The 21,607-nt window shown below is 69.7% G+C and carries 23 protein-coding genes and 4 tRNA genes; 5 read left to right on the forward strand and 22 right to left on the reverse strand.

Annotation, left to right across the window (positions count from 1 at the left end; all coding sequences use genetic code 11):
• Positions 1 to 9 precede the first annotated feature (9 nt).
• The 11 genes from HQ308_RS01405 to HQ308_RS01455 form a co-directional block, all read right to left on the reverse strand.
• Entirely contained in the window at positions 10 to 570 is a 561-nt protein-coding gene (locus tag HQ308_RS01405) for an adenine phosphoribosyltransferase (RefSeq protein WP_027505231.1), read from the reverse strand.
• Positions 567 to 2,288 (reverse strand): ABC transporter substrate-binding protein, encoded by a 1,722-nt coding sequence (locus HQ308_RS01410; RefSeq protein ID WP_222645261.1) that lies wholly within the window; start codon positions 2,286 to 2,288, stop codon positions 567 to 569. Before HQ308_RS01410 ends, HQ308_RS01405 begins: the two co-directional genes overlap by 4 nt.
• Before the next feature lies 1 nt (position 2,289).
• Positions 2,290 to 3,498, reverse strand: coding sequence for a protein translocase subunit SecF (gene secF / locus HQ308_RS01415; RefSeq protein WP_222631008.1), 1,209 nt, complete (start codon positions 3,496 to 3,498; stop codon positions 2,290 to 2,292).
• Between the two features lie 3 nt (positions 3,499 to 3,501).
• Positions 3,502 to 5,247 carry a protein translocase subunit SecD gene (gene secD, locus HQ308_RS01420; RefSeq protein ID WP_222645262.1) on the reverse strand — a complete coding sequence of 582 codons (1,746 nt, stop codon included), beginning with the start codon at positions 5,245 to 5,247 and terminating at the stop codon, positions 3,502 to 3,504.
• 182 nt (positions 5,248 to 5,429) lie between these two features.
• Positions 5,430 to 5,834 (reverse strand): preprotein translocase subunit YajC, encoded by a 405-nt coding sequence (gene yajC / locus HQ308_RS01425; protein ID WP_081821185.1) that lies wholly within the window; start codon positions 5,832 to 5,834, stop codon positions 5,430 to 5,432.
• A 113-nt stretch (positions 5,835 to 5,947) separates the two neighbouring features.
• Entirely contained in the window at positions 5,948 to 6,985 is a 1,038-nt protein-coding gene (ruvB, locus tag HQ308_RS01430; RefSeq protein WP_056445240.1) for a Holliday junction branch migration DNA helicase RuvB, read from the reverse strand.
• A gap of 41 nt (positions 6,986 to 7,026) precedes the next feature.
• Positions 7,027 to 7,629, reverse strand: a complete 603-nt coding sequence (ruvA, locus tag HQ308_RS01435) for a Holliday junction branch migration protein RuvA (protein WP_222645263.1) — start codon at positions 7,627 to 7,629, stop codon at positions 7,027 to 7,029.
• Positions 7,626 to 8,222 carry a crossover junction endodeoxyribonuclease RuvC gene (gene ruvC / locus HQ308_RS01440; RefSeq protein ID WP_027505226.1) on the reverse strand — a complete coding sequence of 199 codons (597 nt, stop codon included), beginning with the start codon at positions 8,220 to 8,222 and terminating at the stop codon, positions 7,626 to 7,628. Before ruvC ends, ruvA begins: the two co-directional genes overlap by 4 nt.
• A gap of 107 nt (positions 8,223 to 8,329) precedes the next feature.
• Complete coding sequence (locus HQ308_RS01445; RefSeq protein ID WP_027505225.1) at positions 8,330 to 9,085, reverse strand: YebC/PmpR family DNA-binding transcriptional regulator; 756 nt, start codon at positions 9,083 to 9,085, stop codon at positions 8,330 to 8,332.
• A gap of 41 nt (positions 9,086 to 9,126) precedes the next feature.
• Positions 9,127 to 9,750, reverse strand: a complete 624-nt coding sequence (gene pdxT / locus HQ308_RS01450; protein WP_222645264.1) for a pyridoxal 5'-phosphate synthase glutaminase subunit PdxT — start codon at positions 9,748 to 9,750, stop codon at positions 9,127 to 9,129.
• Positions 9,747 to 10,598, reverse strand: a complete 852-nt coding sequence (locus HQ308_RS01455; RefSeq protein ID WP_027505223.1) for an acyl-CoA thioesterase II — start codon at positions 10,596 to 10,598, stop codon at positions 9,747 to 9,749. Before HQ308_RS01455 ends, pdxT begins: the two co-directional genes overlap by 4 nt.
• A 135-nt stretch (positions 10,599 to 10,733) precedes the next feature.
• Between HQ308_RS01455 and HQ308_RS01460 the strand changes: the two genes are divergently transcribed.
• Positions 10,734 to 11,345, forward strand: coding sequence for a hypothetical protein (locus HQ308_RS01460; RefSeq protein WP_222645265.1), 612 nt, complete (start codon positions 10,734 to 10,736; stop codon positions 11,343 to 11,345).
• 30 nt (positions 11,346 to 11,375) lie between these two features.
• Here HQ308_RS01460 and pdxS read toward each other — a convergent pair whose 3' ends face one another.
• From pdxS to HQ308_RS01510, 10 genes are all read right to left on the reverse strand, one after another.
• On the reverse strand, positions 11,376 to 12,311 hold the full coding sequence (gene pdxS / locus HQ308_RS01465; RefSeq protein ID WP_051613209.1) for a pyridoxal 5'-phosphate synthase lyase subunit PdxS: 936 nt from the start codon (positions 12,309 to 12,311) through the stop codon (positions 11,376 to 11,378).
• A 96-nt stretch (positions 12,312 to 12,407) separates the two neighbouring features.
• The gene (locus HQ308_RS01470; protein WP_027505221.1) at positions 12,408 to 13,424 is read right to left on the reverse strand and encodes an NUDIX domain-containing protein; all 1,017 of its coding nucleotides are present in this window, start codon (positions 13,422 to 13,424) and stop codon (positions 12,408 to 12,410) included.
• On the reverse strand, positions 13,424 to 14,548 hold the full coding sequence (locus tag HQ308_RS01475; protein WP_027505220.1) for a glycosyltransferase family 4 protein: 1,125 nt from the start codon (positions 14,546 to 14,548) through the stop codon (positions 13,424 to 13,426). Before HQ308_RS01475 ends, HQ308_RS01470 begins: the two co-directional genes overlap by 1 nt.
• Positions 14,545 to 15,459 (reverse strand): phosphatidylinositol mannoside acyltransferase, encoded by a 915-nt coding sequence (locus HQ308_RS01480; protein WP_056444780.1) that lies wholly within the window; start codon positions 15,457 to 15,459, stop codon positions 14,545 to 14,547. Before HQ308_RS01480 ends, HQ308_RS01475 begins: the two co-directional genes overlap by 4 nt.
• Entirely contained in the window at positions 15,456 to 16,139 is a 684-nt protein-coding gene (gene pgsA, locus HQ308_RS01485) for a phosphatidylinositol phosphate synthase (RefSeq protein WP_056444783.1), read from the reverse strand. The genes HQ308_RS01480 and pgsA overlap by 4 nt, the downstream gene beginning before the upstream one ends.
• A 7-nt stretch (positions 16,140 to 16,146) precedes the next feature.
• On the reverse strand, positions 16,147 to 16,707 hold the full coding sequence (locus HQ308_RS01490) for an HIT domain-containing protein (RefSeq protein ID WP_027505217.1): 561 nt from the start codon (positions 16,705 to 16,707) through the stop codon (positions 16,147 to 16,149).
• Positions 16,704 to 18,767 carry a threonine--tRNA ligase gene (thrS, locus tag HQ308_RS01495; RefSeq protein WP_222637802.1) on the reverse strand — a complete coding sequence of 688 codons (2,064 nt, stop codon included), beginning with the start codon at positions 18,765 to 18,767 and terminating at the stop codon, positions 16,704 to 16,706. The genes HQ308_RS01490 and thrS overlap by 4 nt, the downstream gene beginning before the upstream one ends.
• A 137-nt stretch (positions 18,768 to 18,904) precedes the next feature.
• A complete protein-coding gene (locus HQ308_RS22850; RefSeq protein WP_222645266.1) occupies positions 18,905 to 19,660 on the reverse strand; it encodes a (2Fe-2S)-binding protein in 756 nt (251 codons plus the stop codon).
• Positions 19,639 to 20,076 carry a TIGR02611 family protein gene (locus tag HQ308_RS01505; protein ID WP_051613207.1) on the reverse strand — a complete coding sequence of 146 codons (438 nt, stop codon included), beginning with the start codon at positions 20,074 to 20,076 and terminating at the stop codon, positions 19,639 to 19,641. The genes HQ308_RS22850 and HQ308_RS01505 overlap by 22 nt, the downstream gene beginning before the upstream one ends.
• Before the next feature lie 150 nt (positions 20,077 to 20,226).
• A tRNA-Val gene (locus HQ308_RS01510) sits at positions 20,227 to 20,298 on the reverse strand.
• Positions 20,299 to 20,534: 236 nt separating this feature from the next.
• On the opposite strand from HQ308_RS01510, the gene HQ308_RS01515 reads away from it, so the two are divergent.
• The 3 genes from HQ308_RS01515 (at position 20,535) to HQ308_RS01525 (ending at position 20,824) form a co-directional block, all read left to right on the forward strand.
• Positions 20,535 to 20,607 (forward strand) — tRNA-Gly (locus tag HQ308_RS01515).
• 50 nt (positions 20,608 to 20,657) lie between these two features.
• Positions 20,658 to 20,728, forward strand: a tRNA-Cys gene (locus HQ308_RS01520).
• A gap of 21 nt (positions 20,729 to 20,749) precedes the next feature.
• Positions 20,750 to 20,824: transfer RNA gene (locus HQ308_RS01525), tRNA-Val, on the forward strand.
• A gap of 46 nt (positions 20,825 to 20,870) precedes the next feature.
• Here the strand turns inward: HQ308_RS01525 and HQ308_RS01530 are convergent.
• Entirely contained in the window at positions 20,871 to 21,113 is a 243-nt protein-coding gene (locus tag HQ308_RS01530) for a hypothetical protein (RefSeq protein ID WP_162246765.1), read from the reverse strand.
• A gap of 196 nt (positions 21,114 to 21,309) precedes the next feature.
• On the opposite strand from HQ308_RS01530, the gene HQ308_RS01535 reads away from it, so the two are divergent.
• The gene (locus HQ308_RS01535) at positions 21,310 to 21,606 is read left to right on the forward strand and encodes a hypothetical protein (protein WP_162246766.1); all 297 of its coding nucleotides are present in this window, start codon (positions 21,310 to 21,312) and stop codon (positions 21,604 to 21,606) included.
• Position 21,607: the final 1 nt, after the last annotated feature.

The following is a 21,607-nucleotide window of genomic DNA, read 5'->3' on the forward strand; positions in this document are numbered from 1 at the left end:
GTCGGATGCTCAGACGACGCCCAATGTCGTGAGCGGTCCATGCTTCCAACGCTCGCGGCCGCCCAGAACTTCCACCTCGAGAACGACGGCGGCACCCACCACGATCGCTCCGCACCGCGTCAACAGTTCGGCGGCGGCCTCGAGTGTGCCGCCGGTCGCGAGCACGTCGTCGACGACGAGTACGCGGCGCCCCTCGAGCGCGATGCCCTCGGCGGAGATCTCGAGCTCCGCCGTGCCGTACTCGAGTTCGTACGACTGCCGGTGCACCGGCGGGGGCAACTTCCCCGCCTTGCGGACGGCGATCACGCCGGTGTTCAACGCCAGCGCGACGCCGGCACCGAGCAGGAAGCCGCGCGCGTCGATACCGGCCACGACGTCGGCGTCACGGCCCGCCTCGGCGAGCGAGTCCACCACGGTGCGCAGCCCCTCCGCGTCGGCGAACACGGGCGTGAGGTCGGCGAAGCGCACTCCCGGCGTGGGGAAGTCGTCGGCCCAGCGCGTCAACCGGGCGACGACGTCCGAGCCACCGGGTGCGCTCGTGGTGGGGCTGCTCGATCCGGGTGTACTCATCCGACGAGTATCCACTTGTCCATGTTCCAGCCCGCACCCGCGACCGTCGGGTTCGACTCCACACCACGCATTCCGGACGCCACCGCGGTGACGCGCGGCGCGTTGTAGAGCGGGAGGGTGGGCATGTCGGTCCACAGGATGTTCTCCGCCTCGACCGCCGCGGAGAGCACGGTGGCGTCGGACTGGTCGACGGCCAGGCGATCGATCAGCTCGTCGAGACGCCCGTTGGCGTAGCCGCCGACGTTGACGCCCTGTCCGCCGCGCAGGGCGAAGCGCCCGGGATCGGCGGAGGACGTGCCCGACGCACCCGCCTGTCCGGCGGTGGAGGCCAGGACGGCGTCCACTTCCCCGGCGCGCAGAGCGAGCGGCGAGAAGGTCGGCGACGACGCGTCCACGATCTCGATGCCGAGAGGTGCGCAGGACGATGCGATGGCGGCGACGACGGCCGCGCGGCGCTCGTCGGGCCCCAGGTAGCCCACGCGGACGACGGGGTCGGTCAGACCCGCTTCGGCGAGACCCGCGGTCACCCCGGCGACGTCCGCGGTGCGGTACCGCTCCGCCGCGGTGGCCGCCACCGAGCGGTAGGGCAGCGTCGCGGGAAGGGTGGTCCGGCTGTCGACGATGCCGGACCCGCGGCCGGTCTCCGCCTCGTATCCGGGGTGGCCGTGCTGCGCGTACAGCTCGCCGCGGGGAACGCACGCAGCGAAGGCGCGGCGTGCGGCCGGGTCGACGAAGACACCGGACGTGGCCATGATCAACTGCTCGACGCCGAAGGACGGCTGAGCCGTCGACGTGAAGCCGTCGGGAGTCGCCGTGCCGCCGTCGGCGTCGACGACCTCGATGTCGCCCGATGCCGCCTTGGCCGCGATGTCGGCGCCCTTGGGCCACACGACGACACGATCCGTGGCGGCGGGAACACCCCACCACCGTTCGTTGGGAACGAGCGCGAGACCGTTCTCGACCGAGTAGGACTCGATGCGGAAGGGCCCGGACGACACGAAGACCGCCGGGTCGACGGTTCCGACGTCCTCCCCCTCTGCCGGGGTGAGGTTCCATCCGGTGTTCCAGACGTCCGCGACGCGCCGCAGTGCGTCCTGGTCACCGCCGGCGAGGGTGCTCACCACGTCCGGCACGCCGGCGATGCGGGCCGCGACGTGTGCGGGCATCATCGTCCCGGCGCCGAAGAGGGACTGCCACTCGACGTACCCGCGTCCCGAGCGGAACGTCACGGTCGCGACCTTGTCCGCGGGAGCGCAGTCGATGCGTTCGATGTCGGTGTAACCGGCGGTGGACGCGGCGTCGAAGAGCGGCGCTCCGTCCGCGGCTGTCCGGCCGCTGCGTGCGGCCCACGCCAGCACGAGGTCGTCGCACGTCATCGGCACACCGTCGGACCACACGGCGGGCGCGGCGAGCGTGTAGGTGACCACCTGCTGCTCGCCGGGTACCTCCACGGCCGTCCCGATGTCGGTGTCGCTCACGGCACCGCCGCTCGGGGCGGTGAGCGCGAATCCGGGCAGCACGCGCGAGAAGGCCTGCGGCGCAGCCGAGACCGATCCGGCGACGGTTCCGCCGTTGTAGGTGGTGACGGTGTTGTCGACGGCGTAGCCGATGGACGGGATGCGGGTGTCCTCGTCGCCGCACGCCACGAGTGTCGTGGCCGTGATCGCGGCGAGCGCCGCGACGGCGACGCCTGTCCTGACCCCTGACGACGCACGCATGTCAGCTCCTCCGCTTGCCGCGCTTACCCGTCGGGCGTGCGCCTGCGCGGGGCGCCGCGGCCGCAGCGCGTGCGGTCTTGGCCGGAGCACCCGTTGCCGTTGCCGTGGCGGTCGCCGTGCCCGTGGCGCCGGCCGGAACCGCGCTCTCGGCGCGCGGACGCGTGGTGCCCTCGCGCTTCGCGAGCACCTTCTTCGTGTGCGCCGCGACCGGGCCCCATCGTTCCTTCAGCGTGACCACCAGCGGGGTCGCGAAGAAGATCGACGAGTAGGCGCCGATGACGATGCCGACGAGCTGGACCAGTGCGAGATCCTTCAACGTCCCCACACCCAGCAACCAGACCGCGATGACGATGAGGGCGATGACAGGGAGCACGCTGATGACGGTGGTGTTGATCGAGCGCATCAGCGTCTGGTTCACCGCAAGGTTGGCCTGCTCGGCATAGGTGCGCCTGTTGAGGTGCAGGATGCCGCGGGTGTTCTCCTCGACCTTGTCGAACACCACCACGGAGTCGTACAGCGAGAAGCCCAGAATGGTCAGCAGTCCGATGACGGTCGCCGGAGTGACCTCGAACCCGACCAGCGAGTAGACACCCGCCGTGACGAGGATGTCGAAGAACAGGGCCGCGATACCGGCGAGCGCCATGTCCCGCTCGTACCGGACGGCGATGTAGATGCTGACGATCACCAGGAACACCACGAGCGCGATCAGCGCCTTGTCGGTGATCTGGGAACCCCAGGTCTCACTGACGTCGGTGAAGGAGACCGCATCGCGCGTGGTCTCACCCTCCGCGTTGGCGGGCTGGAACGCGTCGAACAGGGCCGTCTGCAGCGCGGACGCCTGCCCCTGGTCCAGCGACTCGGAGCGGATCTGCACGGTGGCGCCGGATCCGGTGCCCACGGTCTGGACGGCGACGGCGTCCTGACCGAGGGTGTCGGTGTAGATCTCCTCGACCTGCGCGGTGTCGACGCCCTGCGGAGCCGGGAACTGCACGCGCGTGCCGCCCTCGAAATCGATACCGAGCGTGAAGCCGCGGACCGCGATCGACAGCAACGACACGAGCACGAAGGCCGCGGTGACGCCGTACCAGAGGCGACGGCGTCCGATGATGTCGAACGCGCCGGTGCCCGTGTAGAGCCGCGACAGGAGTCCGCGACCGGCCTCGGGTGCGTCGGGAACGGTGTCCTCGGTGGTGGTGGTCGTCTCGGCCACGGGTCAGGCCTCCTTGCTCGGGCCGGCTGCCGCGGTAGCAGCATCGCGGGTGGTCTTGGCGGCGGCAGCGCGTTTGCGCGCGCGGGCGATCTCCTGGACCGCACCGAGACCGTTGATCGACGGCTTGGACCAGAACTCGGACCGCGAGGCGAGGTTGACCAGTGGCCACGTCACGAGGATCACGATGACGATGTCCAGCAGGGTCGACAGGCCGAGCGTGAACGCGAAGCCGCGCACCTGACCGACGGCGAGCACGTACAGCACCGCCGCCGCGATGAAGCTCACCGCGTTGCCGGACAGGATGGTGCGCCGCGCACGGGCCCAACCACGCGGAACCGCCGAGCGGAAGCTGCGGCCCTCGCGTATCTCGTCCTTGATGCGCTCGAAGAACACCACGAACGAGTCGGCGGTCATACCGATACCGATGATCAGACCGGCGATGCCGGCGAGATCGAGCGTGAACGAGATCCATCGACCGAGCAGGACGAGAATCCCGTAGATGGCGACCAGCGACAGCACCAGCGACAGCGCCGTGAGGATGCCGAGCATGCGGTAGTAGAGGAGGCAGTAGATGAGGACGAACACGAGGCCGATGGCGCCGGCGATCAGGCCTGCCTCGAGCGACGCGAGTCCCAGCGTCGCCGACACTGTCTCCGCCTCGGAGGCGGCGAACGACAACGGCAGCGATCCGTACTTCAGCGTGTTGGCGAGCTCGCGGGCACTGTCGGCGGTGAAATTGCCGGTGATCTGCGTGGCGCTGCCCGCGGGGGTCGCGCCCTGGATGACCGGTGCGCTGACGACCTTGGAGTCGAGGGTGAACGCGGCCTGCTTGCCGATGTTCGCCGACGTGAACTGAGCCCAGGTGTTGCCACCCTCGGTGGTGAAGCTGAGGGAGACGACGTTGCGGGACTGCTGGGTGTCGAACTGCGAGCTGGCGTCGGCGATCTGCTGTCCGTCGATGATCGACGGCTCGAGGATGTAGACCGCGGTGCCGTCCGTGGAGCAGGCGACGAGCGGCAGGGCCGGATCGTCGTTGCCCTGCAGGGGGTCGGGCGCGGAGCAGTCGATCGTGGCCATGGCCTGCTGCTGCACTGTCGGGTCGGTGCTCTGCCGCTGCGCCTTCGCCTCGGCGATCGCGTCGGCGGTCTCGTCCGCCGACGACGCGGGCGGGGCGGCACCGGGCTCGGAGGCGGAGGTGTCGGACGGCGCGGGTGTCTCGGACGGGACGGGGGTGTCCGTGGGGTCCTGCGCCGGGAAGGGCCGGTTCTGCGGTGCCGGTGTCGCCGGAGCCATGGTGGCCGCAGGGTCGGCAGCCGCGGGGTCGGCAGCGGGATCGGTCGCCGCGGGAGCGGGCGTGCCCGCCGGAGTGGGGGCCTGGGACGTCAGCACGGGGCGGATGTACAGCCGGGCCGTCTGACCGAGTGTGCGGGCCTGCGAGCTGTCGTCGCCGGGAACCGTGATGACCAGGTTCTGACCGTCGACGACCACCTCGGAGCCGGAGACACCGAGACCGTTGACGCGGGTCTCGATGATCTGCTGCGCTTGACGCAGGCTCTCCTGGCTCGGGGCGCTGCCGTCGGGCGTGCGCGCGGTGAGCGTGACGCGTGTTCCACCCTGCAGGTCGATGCCCAGCTTGGGAGTCGGGGACTTGTCACCGGTGAAAAAGACCAGGACGTACACGAGGGCGATGAAGACGCCGAACACGGCGAGATACCGCACCGGATACGAGGATCCGCTGGATGGGGCCACGGTGAGTGCTTCTCCTGAGTGAGACGGACCGGCTGGAGGAGACGGACCTGCTGCTGGTCGGACGGGGGTGGAGCGCGGCGGCGGCGGGCGTCACGGACGGCCGGAGCCTGACCGACCGTACCCTCTCCACAACGACGCACCGCCCCCGAGGACGACCTCGGGGGCGGTGTATCCGCTTTGTCTCACTCCTTGGTGAGTCGCGCCTGCGATCGGCCGTCGTCCGCTCCGCCGAGGCCGTTCTCCAGGCTGTCGACGCGCGATCCGGCGTCGCTGTGGTCCTCGAAGTCGCTGGTCGGAGCGGCGTTCTCCGCAGCCGACTCGTCCAGCTCGTCCTCGTCGGGCAGCACGTCGCGCACGACGGCACGCGACCAGGTGGTGATGATGCCGGGAGCGATCTCCAGGTCGACGGTGGTCTCGGTGAGTCCGTCGACGAGGCCGTGCAGCCCGGACGTGGTCAGGACGCGATCACCGATGGACAGCGCTTCCTGCAGCTCGACCGTCTTGGCCACCTCACGCTTCTGGCGGCGGATGCCGAGAAACATGGGCACGAGCAGGGCGAGAACGAGAAGCGGAAACAGCAGTTCCATCAGAAACGTCAATCCTTAGATCTTGGGACTCGGAACCTTCAGTGTGCCACGTTCGGTCGGGCGATCGGGCGTGTCGACCGCCCGAAACGCCGGAATCGTCCGGATCCACCGGCTCAGGTCTCGTCGAAGAGCGTGCGTTGCGGCTCGTTCGTCCGCACCGAGATGCCGCCGACCGCGAGATCCGGCGGGGGTGTGAGACCCATCCGTTCCCACGCGGCGGCCGTGGCCACCCGACCGCGCGGCGTCCGCGCGATCATGCCCGCGCGGACGAGGTAGGGCTCGCACACCTCCTCCACGGTGGCCGGTTCCTCCCCGACCGCGACCGCGAGCGTCGAGACCCCCACGGGCCCGCCGCCGAAGCTGCGGACGAGGGCGCCGAGCACGGCTCGGTCGAGGCGATCGAGGCCGAGCTCGTCCACGTCGTAGACCTCGAGCGCCGCCCGGGCGACCTCGAGTGTCACGCGGCCGTCGGCACGCACCTCGGCGTAGTCCCGCACCCGGCGCAGCAAGCGGTTGGCGATGCGGGGTGTGCCGCGCGATCGTCCCGCGATCTCCGCGGCGGCATCCGCCTCGATGCGCACTCCGAGGATTCCCGCCGACCGCGTCAGGATGCGCTGCAGTTCACGGGGGTCGTAGAAGTCCATGTGCGCGGTGAAGCCGAAGCGGTCACGCAGCGGGCCGGTGAGGGCGCCGGACCGGGTGGTGGCACCGACGAGCGTGAACGGTGCGACGTCGAGCGGGATCGAGGTGGCGCCCGGCCCCTTACCGACGACCACGTCGACGCGGAAGTCCTCCATCGCCAGGTACAGCATCTCCTCGGCCGGCCGCGCGATGCGGTGGATCTCGTCGATGAACAGCACGTCACCCTCGACGAGGTTGCTCAGCATCGCCGCGAGGTCTCCCGCTCGTTCGAGGGCCGGCCCGGAGGTCAGGCGCAGCGCCGAGTTCAGCTCCCCCGCGATGATCATCGCCATACTGGTCTTGCCGAGTCCGGGCGGACCGGACAGCAGGATGTGGTCCGGTGTTCCGCCGCGTTGCGTCGCGCCCTGCAGGACGAGCTGCAGTTGCTCCCGCACGCGGGGCTGACCGATGAAGTCGTCGAGCGACTTCGGCCGCAGACTCGCATCGAGATCGCCGTCGTCCGGCACCATCTCGGCGGTGACCAGTGAGTCATCGGTGCCGTCCGGGTCCGTCACCGCGACCTGCCCAGGCTCACCAGGGCCGAGCGCAGAGCCTGCGCCGTTCCGACGACGGGGTCGTCTGCCAGCACGGCATCGACGGCGGGCTCGGCCTGCTTGGCCGGGAACCCGAGGCCGAGTAGCGCCTCGACCACCTGATCACGCACCGGGCTCGACGAGTGGCCGGGTGCGGCGACACCGGCCGGACCGGACACCACCGCGTCCACCTTGTCGCGCAGTTCGACCACGAGACGCTCGGCGCCGCGCTTGCCGATACCCGGTACCCGCATCAGGGCCGTGACGTTGCCGTCGGTCAGCGCGGTGCGCAGCGCATCGGGTTCGAGGACGGCGAGCACGGCCATGGCGAGCCGGGGACCGACGCCGGACACCGTCTGGAGCAGGCCGAAGAGATCGCGCGACGTGGCGTCCGCGAAGCCGTACAGCGTCATGGAGTCCTCGCGCACGATCATCGAGATGACCAGGCGCGCCTCGGTTCCGCGAGAGAGCCCGGCCAGCGTCGCCGGCGTCGCATTGACGCGGTAGCCGATGCCTGCCGCTTCCACCACCGCGTGGTCGAGGGCGATCTCGAGCACCTCGCCCCGTACCGAGCTGATCATCGCGGTTGCGCTCCCGTCCTCGCGGCGGCCCGCACGGCCGCGCGCTGCTGCTTCAGTTTCTTCTCGTACGCGGCCTTCGCCGCGGCCGCCTGCGCCTCGGCGGCGGCCATCCGCGCCATCATGGGTGCCCGCCAGCAGTGACAGATCGCCAGGGCGAGAGCATCGGCGGCGTCGGCGGGGCGGGGGGCCTGCTGCATGCCGAGAATGCGGGTCACCATGGCCGTCACCTGAGCCTTGTCCGCGGTGCCGTTCCCGGTGACAGCGGCCTTGACCTCGGACGGAGTGTGGAAGGCGACCGGGATACCGCGCCGGGCGGCCGCGAGGGCGATCACTCCCCCGGCCTGCGCGGTGCCCATCGCGGTGCGCACGTTGTTCTGGGAGAACACCCGCTCGACGGCGACCACCGTGGGCCGGTGGGTGTCCAGCCAGTACTCGGCGGACTCGGCGATGAGGAGAAGTCTCTGCGCCAGCTCCATGTCGGCCGGCGTCCGCACCACGTCGACGTCGAGCGCCGTGACCGCTCTGCCTGCGCCGGACTCGACCAGGCTCAGTCCACACCGGGTCAGCCCGGGGTCGACTCCCATGACACGCAACGCCCACTCCCTCACCGGATTCGGCCGCTCCGGACCTTCGAACACGTAGAACTGTTGTTCGATACCTTAGCGGCGAGTCGGTGACGAGTGTGGGCGGCGCGCTGGAGTCAGTCCTCGTCGAGCTGCGCGAGCACCTCGTCGGACAGATCGACGTTGGACCACACGTTCTGCACGTCGTCGCTGTCCTCGAGCGCGTCGATCAGCTTGAACACCTTGCGCGCTCCGTCGACGTCGACGGGCACACTGACGGACGGCTGGAAGCTGGCCTCGGCGGAGTCGTAGTCGATGCCCGCCTCCTGCAGCGCGGTGCGCACGGCGACGAGGTCGGTCGGCTCCGAGACCACCTCGAAGGTGTCCCCGTTGTCGTTGACCTCCTCGGCGCCGGCGTCGAGCACGGCCATGAGGACGTCGTCCTCGGACTGGCCGTTCTTCTCCAGCGTGACGACGCCCTTGCGCGAGAACAGGTAGGACACGGAACCCGGGTCGGCCATGTTGCCGCCGTTGCGAGTCATCGCGACACGGACCTCGCCGGCCGCGCGGTTGCGGTTGTCGGTGAGGCACTCGATGAGGACGGCGACACCGTTGGGCCCGTAGCCCTCGTACATGATGGTCTGCCAGTCGGCGCCGCCCGCTTCCTCACCGGCGCCGCGCTTGCGCGCACGCTCGATGTTGTCGTTGGGGACCGAGGTCTTCTTCGCCTTCTGGATGGCGTCGTACAACGTGGGGTTACCGACGGGGTCACCACCACCCGTGCGCGCGGCGACCTCGATGTTCTTCACCAACTTGGCGAAGGACTTCGATCGGCGGGCGTCGACGACAGCCTTCTTGTGCTTCGTGGTCGCCCATTTGGAGTGGCCGCTCATCGGCAATAGCCCCTTTCGTACCGGCAGAGAACGTGCCCATCTTACGCGGGCGTGGACGAGGTCCTTCGCTCCCGCACCATGTCGGCGAACAGGGCGTGGACCCTGCGGTCCCCCGTGACCTCGGGATGGAACGACGTCGCGAGCACGTCGCCCTGCCGCACGGCGACGACGCGGCCCGCCGCGGGACCCTCCGGGACGGTGGCCAACACCTCGACTCCGTCGCCGACCCGCTCGACCCACGGCGCCCGGATGAACACGGCACGCATCGGCTCGCCGCCCACCCGAGCGACGTCGAGGTCGGTCTCGAAGGAGTCGACCTGACGACCGAAGGCGTTGCGCCGCACCGTGATGTCGAGGCCGTCGAGATGCACGGCATCCGGGGTGGTGTCCAGGATGTCGGAGGCCAGCAGGATCATGCCGGCGCAGGACCCGTAGGCGGGCATACCGGCGGCGAGGCGCTCGCGGAGCGGACCGAGGAGATCGAAGATCCGCAGCAGCTTCCCCATCGTGGTCGACTCGCCGCCGGGCAGCACCAGACCGTCGACGGCGTCGAGTTCCTCGGGACGGCGCACCGTCACCGCGCTCGCACCGGCGGCAGTGAGCGCCTCGAGATGCTCTCGCACGTCACCCTGCAGCGCGAGCACCCCGATGGTCGGAGCTGTCACCGTGACGTCTCGAGGCCCGGCGTGTGCTGCGCCGAGCGGTCGTAGCGCATCAGACCCTCCTGCGTGACGGCCGCGACCATCCGGCCCTGACGGTCGTAGATCCGTCCCTGGGTCAACGCGCGGCCGAGGCCGGCGGAGGGCGACGTCTGGTCGTACAGCAACCACTCGTCCGCACGGAACGGGCGCAGGAACCACAACGCGTGATCGAGCGACGCGGTCTGCGTGGCGACGTCCTCGTGTGGGACCTTCGCCGAACCCAGCAGCGTCATGTCCGACATGTACGCCAGAGCGCACACGTGGAAGACCTGGTCGTCCGGCAGCGGATCGCGGTAACGGATCCACACCTGTTGCTGCGCAGCAAGACTGGAGCTCCGGGTGATGCGGTCCTGCGGGACGAGCCGCACGTCCCACCGGTTCCACTCCTTGTAGAACATCTTCTGCCGCAACGCCTCGTCCTCGGCGACGTCGGGGAGGTCTTCCGGACCCACCACTGCCGGCATCCGGTCCTGGTGCTCGATGCCCTCGTCCTCCACGTGGAACGACGCCGACATCGTGAAGATCGCCTTGCCGTCCTGGATGCCCGTGACCCGACGCGTGGCGAACGACCGACCGTCGCGGATGCGGTCGACCGTGAAGACGGTGGGCTCGTTCGGGTTTCCGGGGCGCAGGAAGTATCCGTGGAGCGAGTGCACGCGGAACGCGGGATCCACCGTCTTCGCCGCGGACACCAACGACTGCCCGGCGACCTGGCCGCCGAACGTGCGCTGCAGCTGACTCGGGACGGAACTCCCGCGATAGATGTCGTTCTCGATGCGCTCGAGCTCGAGGATCTCTTCGATTCCGGCCATGATCACCCTTTCCGGTCGGGACAGACGGGACCTGCCCCGCGAGTACGGCAGAAGTGTCGCAGAATCGGGCCCCGGAACGACACTTCGGCCGTACTCGCGGGGGGCGGAGGCGGCGCGTCGGGCAGGATCGAGGCCGTGCCCCGCTTCTCCCCCACCACTCCCGACGCGGTGGTGGACCACGTCGTGGACCGCATCGACGCCGTCGACGGAGGGTGTGTCGTGGCCGTCGACGGTGCGGACGCCGCCGATCCGGTGGCCTTCGCTCAGCGCGTCGTCGCCCGGCTCCGCGCGGACGGCCGCGCCGCCGATCTCGTCTCCCTGCACGACTGGGTGCGGCCCGCGTCGCTGCGACTCGAGTACGGGCACGAGGACGAACTCTCCTACCGCACCCTGTGGTTCGACTACGACGCATTGACGCGTGAGGTGATCACGGCGGTGCACAAACGCGATCAGTGGTTGCCCGCGCTGTGGGACGAGCGGTCCGATCGCTCCGCTCGCGCTCGGCCGCGAACGGCGGCGCAGAATCAGGTGGTGGTCGTCGCGGGCCCCATGCTGCTGGGGCGTGACCTCGATCTCGACGTCACGGTGGCGCTGACGCTCACCGAGCGCACCGCGTCGCGCCTCACCCCGGAGGACGAGCGCTGGACGGTGCCTGCCCTGACGGCGCACGCGGAGCACGGCGAACGGGCGGACGTCGAGGTGCGGATGGACCACCCCGACCGCCCGGCCCTGCTCGTCGAGCGCTGACCACCCCCGCAGACCGGAGGTGGTGTCAGATCACCAGCCGCGCTCGGCGAGGCGGTGCGGCTGCGGGATCTCGTCGACGTTGATGCCGACCATGGCCTCGCCCAGGCCGCGGGAGACCTTGGCCAGCACGTCCGGGTCGTCGAAGAAGGTGGTCGCCTTGACGATGGCGGCGGCACGCTGCTCGGGGTTGCCGGACTTGAAGATGCCGGAGCCGACGAAGACACCCTCGGCGCCGAGTTGCATCATCATCGCGGCGTCCGCCGGGGTGGCGATGCCACCGGCGGTGAACAGGGTGACGGGGAGCTTGCCCGCGCGGGCGACCTCGACGACGAGATCGTAGGGAGCCTGCAGCTCCTTCGCGGCGACGTACAGCTCGTCCTCGGGCAGCGACGTCAGGTGGCGGATCTGGTCACGCAGGGTGCGCATGTGCGTGGTCGCGTTGGACACGTCACCGGTGCCGGCCTCGCCCTTCGAGCGGATCATGGCCGCGCCCTCGGTGATCCGGCGCAGCGCCTCGCCGAGGTTGGTCGCACCACAGACGAAGGGAACCGTGAACTTCCACTTGTCGATGTGGTTCGCGTAGTCGGCGGGGGTCAACACCTCGGACTCGTCGACGTAGTCGACGCCGAGGCTCTGCAGGATCTGTGCCTCGACGAAGTGGCCGATGCGTGCCTTCGCCATGACGGGGATGCTGACCGAGGAGATGATGCTGTCGATCATGTCGGGATCGCTCATCCGCGAGACGCCGCCCTGTGCGCGGATGTCCGCGGGCACCCGCTCGAGAGCCATGACGGCGACGGCGCCGGACTGCTCGGCGATCTTCGCCTGCTCGGCGGTGACCACGTCCATGATGACGCCACCCTTGAGCATCTCTGCCATACCGCGCTTGACGCGGGCGGTTCCGGTGGACGGAGTGGCGTCCTGCTCGGACGGGAGGGTGGTGGTCACGGTGATCTCCTCAGGCATGCGGGAATGGGTGCACCGCGAGCCTAGGCTCGGCTGGACCTCGTCGCGATAACCACTTCGACCGCACTGGCCCGCTATGGCTGCCATCACACCAGGTCAGTGGATGGCGCGCACGTCCGGATCGGTGCGGAGAGCCAGCACCGTGTCCGCCTCGTCGAGCAGCTCCGCCATCGCGCGCGGATAGACCGCGTCGCCCGAGGCGGCCAGTGACCGGATCTCGTCCGCCGTGCACCAGCGATGCCCGGTGACGACGCGACGCTCGAGCTCCGTGAAGCCCGTGCGCACCGGCTCGAACGCCTCGGCGCGGAGAGCGAAGAACAGCTCCTCCGACCGGATCACGACACCGTCGAAGGAGAACGTCGCAGTCCTACGCCACATGGGCCCGCGCAGGTCCTCCGCCGAGGCGACCATGCCGGTCTCCTCGCGCAGTTCGCGAACGGCGGCGTCGCGCAGGGTCTCCCCCACCTCGACGCCCCCACCGATGGTGAACCAGAAATGCACGTCGGGCACCGACGGATCGTGACCCCGCAGCAGCAGCACGCGGCCGCGCCCGTCGAGCAGCACGACGCGCGCCGAGGTCCGGGTCGACGCGCCCTCGACCTCCTCGAGGGTCGCCTCGCTCTCGGAGAGCTCGAAGTAGGTCGGCATCGCGGCCGTCCCGCCGAGTCGGAGCAGGCGAACGGGTCGACGCGATCGCAGTGCGACGGTGTCGCGGACCGCGTCGTTGTGGAACCGCCGGGCGATCTGCACCCGCGCCTCCGCGTCGGCGAGTTCGGAGATCATCTGCGGGTTCAGCCGGGCGAGGTCGATGCGGCCGAGTGCGACGGACACCGCGTTCTCGGCGCGCTCCCGGTCGGCACGCTCCGCCCGTTCCGCCCGATCCGCGAGCGTCGTCAGGGTGCGGCTCTCCACCGATCCCGGCGCGTCCAGGGCGGCGGCGACCGCACGTGTCACCACCGACCGACGGGCAAGGGCGGCCTCGAGGGACTGCCAGGACCGGTCCGAGCGCACGTGCAGTCGGTCGAGACGGTGCGCCGTCGAGTACGCCCACAGGCCGAGGAGCAGGACCAGCAGTGCCACGACCACGACGGCGGCGGCCACCCAGAACGTCATCAGTCGATCACCTTCACCGTGCGACCGGCCACCGCGACCGCTTCGTACACCCGGACGATCTGCTCCGCCACGACGGGCCAGTCGTAGGACACGGCGGCGCGGCTCGCCTGGCGCACCAGGTCGGCCCGCTCGTCGTCGTTCGACAGCACGCGGATCACCGCGTCCGCCATGGCCTCGGAATCGCCCACCGGGAAGAGCACACCGGCCGTGCCGTCACGCAGCACGCGGCGGAACGCGTCCAGATTGCTCGCGACCACGGGCGCGCCCGCTGCCATGGCCTCCACCAGCACGATGCCGAAGCTCTCGCCGCCGGTGTTCGGAGCACAGTAGATGTCGGCGCTGCGCAGTGCCGACGCCTTCTCGGCGTCCGTCGTCTGGCCGAGGAAGCGGAAGTGCTTCGCCAGATCGCCGGCCTCTCGGCACAGCTTCTGCTCGTCGCCGCGGCCCACGACCAGCACCTCGATGTCCGGGAACACCGCGGCGATGGGCCGGAGCGCGGCCAGCAGGGTCTGCATGCCCTTGCGGGGCTCGTCGTAGCGGCCGATGAACACCAGCGTCCGGCCCGGCCGGGGATACCCGGGCAGCAGGGGCGCCGTCGCGAACGCGGGGACGTGGACCCCGTTGGGGATCTCCACCGCATCGGACCCCAGTGCCTCCACCTGCCACCGTCGCGCCAGCTCCGAGACGGCGATGCGCCCGGCGATCTTCTCGTGATACGGGCGCAGCACGCCCTGGAAGGTGCTCAGCAGCAACGACTTCGTGGTCGAGGCGTGGAACGTGGCCACGATCGGACCGTCCGCGATCTTCAGCGACAGCATCGACAGACTGGGCGCGTTCGGCTCGTGGATGTGCAGGACCTCGAACTCGCCCTTCTCGATCCACGCCCGGATGCGGGTGTAGGTCACCGGACCAAACGCCAGGCGCGCCACCGAGCCGTTGTACGGGAAGCTCAGGGCCTTGCCCGTCGAGACGACGAAGTCGGGCAGCGCCGTCTCGTCGCTCGCCGGGGCCAGGACGCTGACACGGTGACCGCGCTGGATCAGTACCTCGGCCAGTTCCGCGACGTGCGCCTGCACGCCACCCGGGACGTCGAACGAGTACGGGCAGACGATGCCGATCTTCACCGGTCGGCCTCACCGGTCATGCGGTCACGCCGGCCCTGCGAGAGGTCGTCCCACCACAGCGGCTGCAGCATGTGCCAGTCGGCCGGATGCGCGGCGATGTTGGCGGCGAAGTGGTCGGCGAGCGACTGGGTGGCCTGCTCGACGCCGGCGGAGACGTCGATCGGGGGCTCGATCGAGAAACCCCAGCCGGTGGGGGTGAACCAGCAGTGCACCGGGAGCAGAGCCGCACCGGTGTCGATCGCGAGACGCGCGGGCCCGGCCGGCATGCGGGTCGGCTCCCCGAAGAACGTGACGGGCACCCCATGGCGGGCGAGGTCGCGCTCACCGAGGAGGCACACGACCTTTCCGTCTCGCAGGCGCTCGGAGAGTTGCTCGAACGGCGGGCGTTCGCCGCCGCTCAGCGGGAAGATCTCGAACCCGAGGGACTCGCGGTACGCGACGAAGCGTTGGTAGAGCGACTCCGGCTTCAGCCGTTCGGCCACCGTCGTGAACTGGCCGCGGGTGCGCGTGAGCCAGACGCCCGCCATGTCCCAGTTCCCGCTGTGCGGGAGCGCGAGCACGGCGCCGCGGCCGGACGCCAGCGCCGCGTCCAGATGTTCCTGGCCGACGACGGCGTCGTCGATGGCCGCGGCCTGGGCCGCGAGATCCATGGACGGCAACCGGAACGCCTCGCGCCAGTACCGCGCGTAGGAGCGCACCGACGCCTGCACGAGGTCGTCCGGTACCGCGTCCGCGGTGGTGCCCAGCACGCGGGCGAGGTTGCGGCGCAGCTGCTCCGGTCCTCCGTTGCGGCGCGCGGCGAGGTCGGCGCCGGCGTCGAAGAGTCGGGTCGCGACGCCGTCGGGCAGCGCCCGGACGACCCGCCATCCGGCGATGTATCCCGCGGCGCCGAGCCGCTCCGACAGACTCATCCAGCCGTGCTGTCCGGCTCGATCCGGTTGGCCTTCGGCTGGATCGGAATGATGTCGCGGGCACCGGCGGAGTTGCGGACGGCCAGTACACGCTGGAACACCGTGACGATGCTCGCCGCGGCCAGAAAGTACGTCGCGACGGGCAGAGCGAACTGCAGCCAGGTGAGATCGGCGAGTTGGCCGATGCCGGTGAGCCCGGATCCGACGAGGACGATCACCAGGCGGTCCGGACGTTCGATCAGGCCACCGTCGGCGGACAGTCCGCTCGCCTCGGCACGGGCCTTGGCGTAGGAGATGACTTGCGACGTCACCAGACACACGAGCATCGCGACGAACAGCGGCCGATCGTTCTGGTGGAAGACCGCCCACCACGACAACCCGGCGAAGATGGCGCCGTCGGCCACGCGGTCGCACGTCGCATCGAGCACGGCGCCGTACTTGCTGCCGCCGCCCCGCGCACGTGCCATCGCACCGTCGAGCATGTCGAACATGACGAACAGCCAGATCACCAGCGTGCCGATGAACAGATGGTCCGCGGGGAACAGCGTGATCGCGGCGACGACGCTCGCGACGGTGCCGATGATGGTGACGGAGTCCGGCGTGAGACCCGTGCTGTTGAGGGCGCGGCCCAGCGGCGCGGTGACCTTGGACGCCGATGCCCTACCGAAGATGCTCAGCACGACGGAGTCAGTCCTTCCACGCGGCGGCGAGCAACGCGCGAGTGTCTCGGAGGAGTTGCGGCATGACCTTCGCACCGCCGATGACAGTGATGAAGTTGGCGTCACCGCCCCACCGCGGGACGACGTGCTGGTGCAGGTGCTCGGCGAGCGAACCGCCTGCGGGCGCACCGAGATTGAGCCCGACGTTGAACCCGTGCGGGCGTGAGACCCGCTTCATCGTGCGGATCGCGTGCTGCGTGAACCGCATCAGCTCCACGCTCTCCTCGTCCGTGAGGTCCTCGAGGTCGGCCACCTTGCGGTACGGCACCACCATCAGGTGACCCGGGTTGTACGGGTAGAGATTCAGCACCGCGTACACGTGCTCTCCGCGCGCGACGATGAGCCCGTCCTCGTCCTCCAGCGTGGGAATCTGGGTGAACGGCTCCGACGCCATCTTGTCGTCGACCTTCGGAGCCGTCGCGATGTAGGACATCCGGTGCGGCGACCAGAGCCGCTGAAGGCGGTCCTCGTCACCCGTCCCGGTGTCCACGATGGCTCCCGCGTCGGCGGTGGCGTCGTCCTCGCTCATGCTCCGTCACTCCCGCCGGGGATGGTGTCGAAGGTGTCCGCCGTCGGGGACTCGTTGCGGCGCTGCGCCACCCAGGAGGCGACCGCCGTGACCGCGTCGTCGACGGGGACACCGTTGATCTGGGTGCCGTCGCGGAAGCGGAAGCTCACCGCACCGGCATCCGCGTCGTTCTGCCCGGCCAGCAGCATGAACGGCACCTTCTGCGTGGTGTGGTTGCGGATCTTCTTCTGCATGCGGTCGTCACTGGCGTCGACCTCGGCGCGGATGCCCGCCTTCCGCAGCGCAGCGATCACACCGAAGAGGTGGTCCGCGTACGCCTCGGCGACGGGGATGCCCACCACCTGCACGGGGGCGAGCCACGCCGGGAAGGCACCCGCGTAGTGCTCGGTCAGCACACCGAAGAAGCGTTCGATGGAACCGAACAGTGCGCGGTGGATCATGACGGGGCGCGTCTTCACACCGTCGCTACCGGTGTACTCGAGGCCGAAACGATCGGGAAGATTGAAGTCGAGCTGAATGGTCGACATCTGCCATGTCCGGCCGAGCGCGTCCTTCGCCTGCACCGAGATCTTGGGTCCGTAGAACGCGGCGCCGCCCGGATCGGGAACGAGGTGCAGCCCGGAGGCAGCGGCGACCTCGGCGAGGGTGGCGGTGGCCTCCTCCCACACCTCGTCGGAGCCGACGGACTTGTCGGGGTTACGGGTGGAGAGCTCGAGATAGAAGTCGTCGAGGCCGTAGTCCTTCAAGAGTCCGAGCACGAAGTTCAGCGTGTTCGTGAGCTCCTCGTGCATCTGCTCGCGAGTGCAGTAGATATGAGCGTCGTCCTGCGTCATACCGCGCACACGGGTCAGACCATGGATGACGCCCGACTTCTCGTAGCGGTAGACCGACCCGAACTCGAACAGCCGCAACGGAAGTTCGCGGTACGAGCGGCCGCGGGAGTCGAAGATCAGGTTGTGCATCGGGCAGTTCATCGGCTTCAGGTAGTAGTCCTGGCCGGGCTTGCGCACCGTGCCGTCCTCGGCGAGTTCCGCGTCGAGATGCATCGCGGGGAACATGCCGTCCTTGTACCAGTCGAGGTGACCGGAGACCTCGTACAGCGTGCTCTTGGTGATGTGCGGTGAGTAGACGAACTCGTAGCCCTGCTCGACATGGCGCTGGCGCGAGTAGTCCTCGAGCTCCTTGCGCACGATGCCACCCTTGGGGTGGAAGACCGGCAGGCCGGATCCCAACTCGTCGGGGAAGCTGAACAGGTCGAGCTCCGACCCCAGCTTGCGGTGATCGCGACGCTCGGCCTCCGCGAGGAGCTCGAGGTACGCGTCGAGCGCCTCCTGCGACTCCCAGGCGGTGCCGTACACGCGCTGCAGATCGGCCTTCGACTGATCGCCGCGCCAGTACGCGGCCGAGCTGCGGGTGAGCTTGAACGCCGGGATGTACTTGGTGGTGGGCACGTGCGGTCCGCGGCACAGATCGCCCCACTCGCGATCGCCGGTCCGCGGGTTCAGGTTGTCGTAGGCGGTGAGCTCTCCCCCGCCCACCTCCATGACCTCGGGATCGTCGACCGAGCCCTTGTCGTCGACGAGTTCGAGCTTGTACGGCTCGTCGGCCAGCTCGGCCTTGGCGGCGTCCAGGGAGTCGTAGACGCGCCGCGAGAACCGCTGACCACTCTTGATGATCTGCTTCATCTTCTTCTCGAGCTTGGTCAGGTCCTCCGGAGTGAACGGGTTCTCCACGTCGAAGTCGTAGTAGAAGCCGTTCTCGATGGGCGGGCCGATGCCCAGCTTCGCGTTCGGGAACATCTCCTGGACCGCCTGGGCCAGCACGTGCGCGGCCGAGTGGCGGATGACGCTACGGCCGTCCTCGCTGTCGGCGCGCACGGGCTCGACCTCGGTGTCCGCCTCGGGCGCCCACGACAGGTCGCGGAGTCGACCCTCCTCGTCCCGGACCACCACGATGGCGTCCGGCCCCTTGTTGGGAAGGCCGGTGTCGCGCAGCGCCGTTCCGGCGGTCGTCCCTGCGGCCACGCTGATGCGAGGTGCGAGGACAGCGGAATCGGGCATGCTCACGGTGATGCGCTCCTACGGACGTGGGTCGGTGCCGCCCGGGTGGGGCGGCGGCGACAGGTGTGGGTCGGGTGTCGTGCACAGCGTATCGGCATCGGGGACGCGGCAGACACCTCGCCCGAACGCCTGGCGCGTCAGAGAAGCGCCGACCACCGTCGGGCTCTGTCCTCGGGGGTGCGACGCGGACAGCTGACGCACATGTCGACCCCGGCCTCGAAGACCAGACAGCACGATCCACGACGGACGACACGGCGCGAGTGCGCATCCGGCGCACTCGCAGTCGCCGGTGTGACGATCGCGTCCGCCGTCACGTCCACGAAACGCGGTTCGGGGAACCGGTGCGTCCGAGCCTGCGACGTGAGGAGCCGCGCCATCGCGGTGGCGTCGGCCACGCGTCCGAGTGCGGAGGCCACGTCGAGCACCCGGTTGGCCACGGAGTCCGAGGCGATCGCCCACAGGCTCGGTGCGGACAGCCCCGGCACGCGCTGTGCGAGCCCCCCGACCAGGCGCTCGACCAGGTCCGCCACGACTGTGTCCGCCGACGTCGCCACCGTGGGCGACATCAGTGCGGCAACGGTCCCGGTGTCGCCGATGGCCACCACCGCATCGGGAGCCGTCGGGTCGACGCAGTGCCCGGTGACGAGCAACTGAGCGCCGAGGACCAGTACGAGCGTCGAGCTGGAGCCGTACCACCACAGCGTCGCGCACGTGGTGTCCGAGACGTCGGGCCACCGCGCGGCGGACCGAGCCAGTGCGACGTCCAGCAGCGCTGGATCGGGGATGTCCCAGCCGTCCCCGGGCGGGACCACCATGAGGTTCGCGGTCCACGGCAGCGCCTTCGCGGTGCGCGTGACGACGTCCGCGGCGGTCAGAGTGGGCTCTGCAGCCACGCCCAGTCCAGGCCCACCCAACCGGCGACCAGCTCGAGGGCGCCGAGCAGCCACAGCGTGGCGAGCACGACCACGGTGGTCAACAGTGCGCCGAGTCCCTTGACGACGATGTTCTGCCGACCGAACCACTCCATGAACGTGTCGTACCGGGCCCGCACCCAGTGCAGGACGGTCTTGGCCCACGCGAACTCCGAGGCGAGGATGCCGAGACCGGCGAAGACGATGAGCCATCCGGGACCGGGATACGGGATGGCGACGATGCCGAGGGCGAGGACGACGGTTCCCACCGCGGCCACCGCGATGCGGTACGCACGATCCACGGTCGGGCGCGAGGCGATGCCGTCACGCCACTCGCGGTACCGGCTGCGCTCCTCGCGCCCGCGGCTGCCGCGCTCGCGCGATCCGGAGTCCGTCACCGCGGACGGGTCGGCAGTCGCTGCGCGCTCTGCGGGGGCGACCCTGTCTGCGGGGGCCTTGTCGGTACTCACCAGGTCACCATACCCGGGGGCACCGACCTCGGAACGGCGAAAGGCCCCCGCTGCAGCGAGGGCCTGTCGTCTTCTCTGTGGTCCCGGCTGGGATCGAACCAGCGACCTTCCCGGTGTGAACGGGACGCTCTTCCACTGAGCCACGGGACCGGGCCGCGTGCGAGCACGCCGTCCGAACGAGGGGAAACGTTAACACGTCCCCGAGGGTGCTCCCAACACGGACCCCGACCCGCGCCGGCCACCGCTGCGGCTGACCGACCCTGCGGCGGTCGTGACAGGAGTGACGGCAGGGAAACACGGTGTGAACAGCGGATTTGTGACTTCCGGCCGACGTGGGCTAATGTTTCGAACCGCACCACGGAGGCGGAAACGCCACCGAGGAGTGTGCGGACGTGGCGCAGCTGGTAGCGCACAACCTTGCCAAGGTTGGGGTCGCGGGTTCGAATCCCGTCGTCCGCTCGAGGGTATCGAGTCCCCCGGTTCTCACGAGCCGGGGTTCTCGTCACCACGGTGGAGTGGCCGAGTGGTGAGGCAACGGCCTGCAAAGCCGTGCACACGGGTTCGATTCCCGTCTCCACCTCGTCACCCGTCACCGGGTCCCGCGCGATTAGCTCAGCGGGAGAGCGCTTCCCTGACACGGAAGAGGTCACTGGTTCAATCCCAGTATCGCGCACCACCACACGAAGCCCCCGTCCTCGGACGGGGGCTTCGTGCATTCCGCCTCATCCCACTCGGTACCGCTCGAACAGCTCGTCGAGGTGCCGCGTCGTCGTCTCGTCGTCGACGTAGTCCACCTCGTCGCGCGTCGTCACGTGCACGTGATCGTGGGCGTACTGGATCCACTCGAAATCCGCCACCAGCTGATCGCTGCCGTACGCGCCCGCCTCGTCGACGGCCTTCTGAACCGCTGCCTTGACCCGGTCCACGCGACCCGTGAAGTACTGCACCGTCATCTGTTCGCTCATGTCGATCCTCTCGTCGTCGCCACGCTGCGGCGTCGTGACCCCGCGCCATCGTTCGTCGTTCATCCTCCGCCTACCCGATCGTCCGGTGTCGTGAACGACACGTCTCGGACGTCGGGAGTGAGAAGACACAACGGCGATCGCCCGCCGATCACCCGAATCGCCGTGTGCGTCCGGCGCAGGGTGATTGACTTGCCTCATGCCTACCTGGGGTTGGTTCGTCGTGGCTCTCGTGGTCATCGATCTCGCCGTCGTCGTCACCTGGTTCGCGCTGCGACACCGCACCGCCGCCGCACGGACGGAGACCGTCGACCGTCATCCCGTCGACGCCGAGACGCACACCGCCGTGGCCGCTCTGGTGCACGCGCGCAAGCCGGCGCAGGCGATGTCGCTGCTGCGCGATCGCACGGGAATGCCTCTGCGACAAGCGAAGAACGTGGTGGACGCCGTGGAGGCGACGGACCGCCCCCACGCCGCCCACCCTCGATCGGCCTGAC

Source organism: Rhodococcus sp. BP-241 (genome assembly GCF_019836145.1).
GTDB lineage: Bacteria > Actinomycetota > Actinomycetes > Mycobacteriales > Mycobacteriaceae > Rhodococcoides.

Excerpts from the sequence above, each read along its gene's own strand:
- thrS (WP_222637802.1), bottom strand. The coding sequence starts at position 18,767 with ATGCCCGATTCCGCTGTCCTCGCACCTCGCATCAGCGTGGCCGCAGGG.
- HQ308_RS01405 (WP_027505231.1), bottom strand. The coding sequence starts at position 570 with ATGAGTACACCCGGATCGAGCAGCCCCACCACGAGCGCACCCGGTGGC.
- pdxS (WP_051613209.1), bottom strand. The coding sequence starts at position 12,311 with ATGCCTGAGGAGATCACCGTGACCACCACCCTCCCGTCCGAGCAGGAC.
- ruvA (WP_222645263.1), bottom strand. The coding sequence starts at position 7,629 with ATGATCAGCTCGGTACGGGGCGAGGTGCTCGAGATCGCCCTCGACCAC.
- yajC (WP_081821185.1), bottom strand. The coding sequence starts at position 5,834 with ATGGAACTGCTGTTTCCGCTTCTCGTTCTCGCCCTGCTCGTGCCCATG.
- HQ308_RS01410 (WP_222645261.1), bottom strand. The coding sequence starts at position 2,288 with ATGCGTGCGTCGTCAGGGGTCAGGACAGGCGTCGCCGTCGCGGCGCTC.
- ruvB (WP_056445240.1), bottom strand. The coding sequence starts at position 6,985 with ATGGTGCCGGACGACGGCGATCTCGATGCGAGTCTGCGGCCGAAGTCG.
- HQ308_RS01455 (WP_027505223.1), bottom strand. The coding sequence starts at position 10,598 with ATGGCCGGAATCGAAGAGATCCTCGAGCTCGAGCGCATCGAGAACGAC.
- HQ308_RS01445 (WP_027505225.1), bottom strand. The coding sequence starts at position 9,085 with ATGAGCGGCCACTCCAAATGGGCGACCACGAAGCACAAGAAGGCTGTC.
- HQ308_RS01480 (WP_056444780.1), bottom strand. The coding sequence starts at position 15,459 with ATGAGTCTGTCGGAGCGGCTCGGCGCCGCGGGATACATCGCCGGATGG.
- HQ308_RS01470 (WP_027505221.1), bottom strand. The coding sequence starts at position 13,424 with ATGACGTTCTGGGTGGCCGCCGCCGTCGTGGTCGTGGCACTGCTGGTC.
- HQ308_RS01490 (WP_027505217.1), bottom strand. The coding sequence starts at position 16,707 with ATGAGCGAGGACGACGCCACCGCCGACGCGGGAGCCATCGTGGACACC.
- HQ308_RS01535 (WP_162246766.1), top strand. The coding sequence starts at position 21,310 with ATGCCTACCTGGGGTTGGTTCGTCGTGGCTCTCGTGGTCATCGATCTC.
- HQ308_RS01530 (WP_162246765.1), bottom strand. The coding sequence starts at position 21,113 with ATGAGCGAACAGATGACGGTGCAGTACTTCACGGGTCGCGTGGACCGG.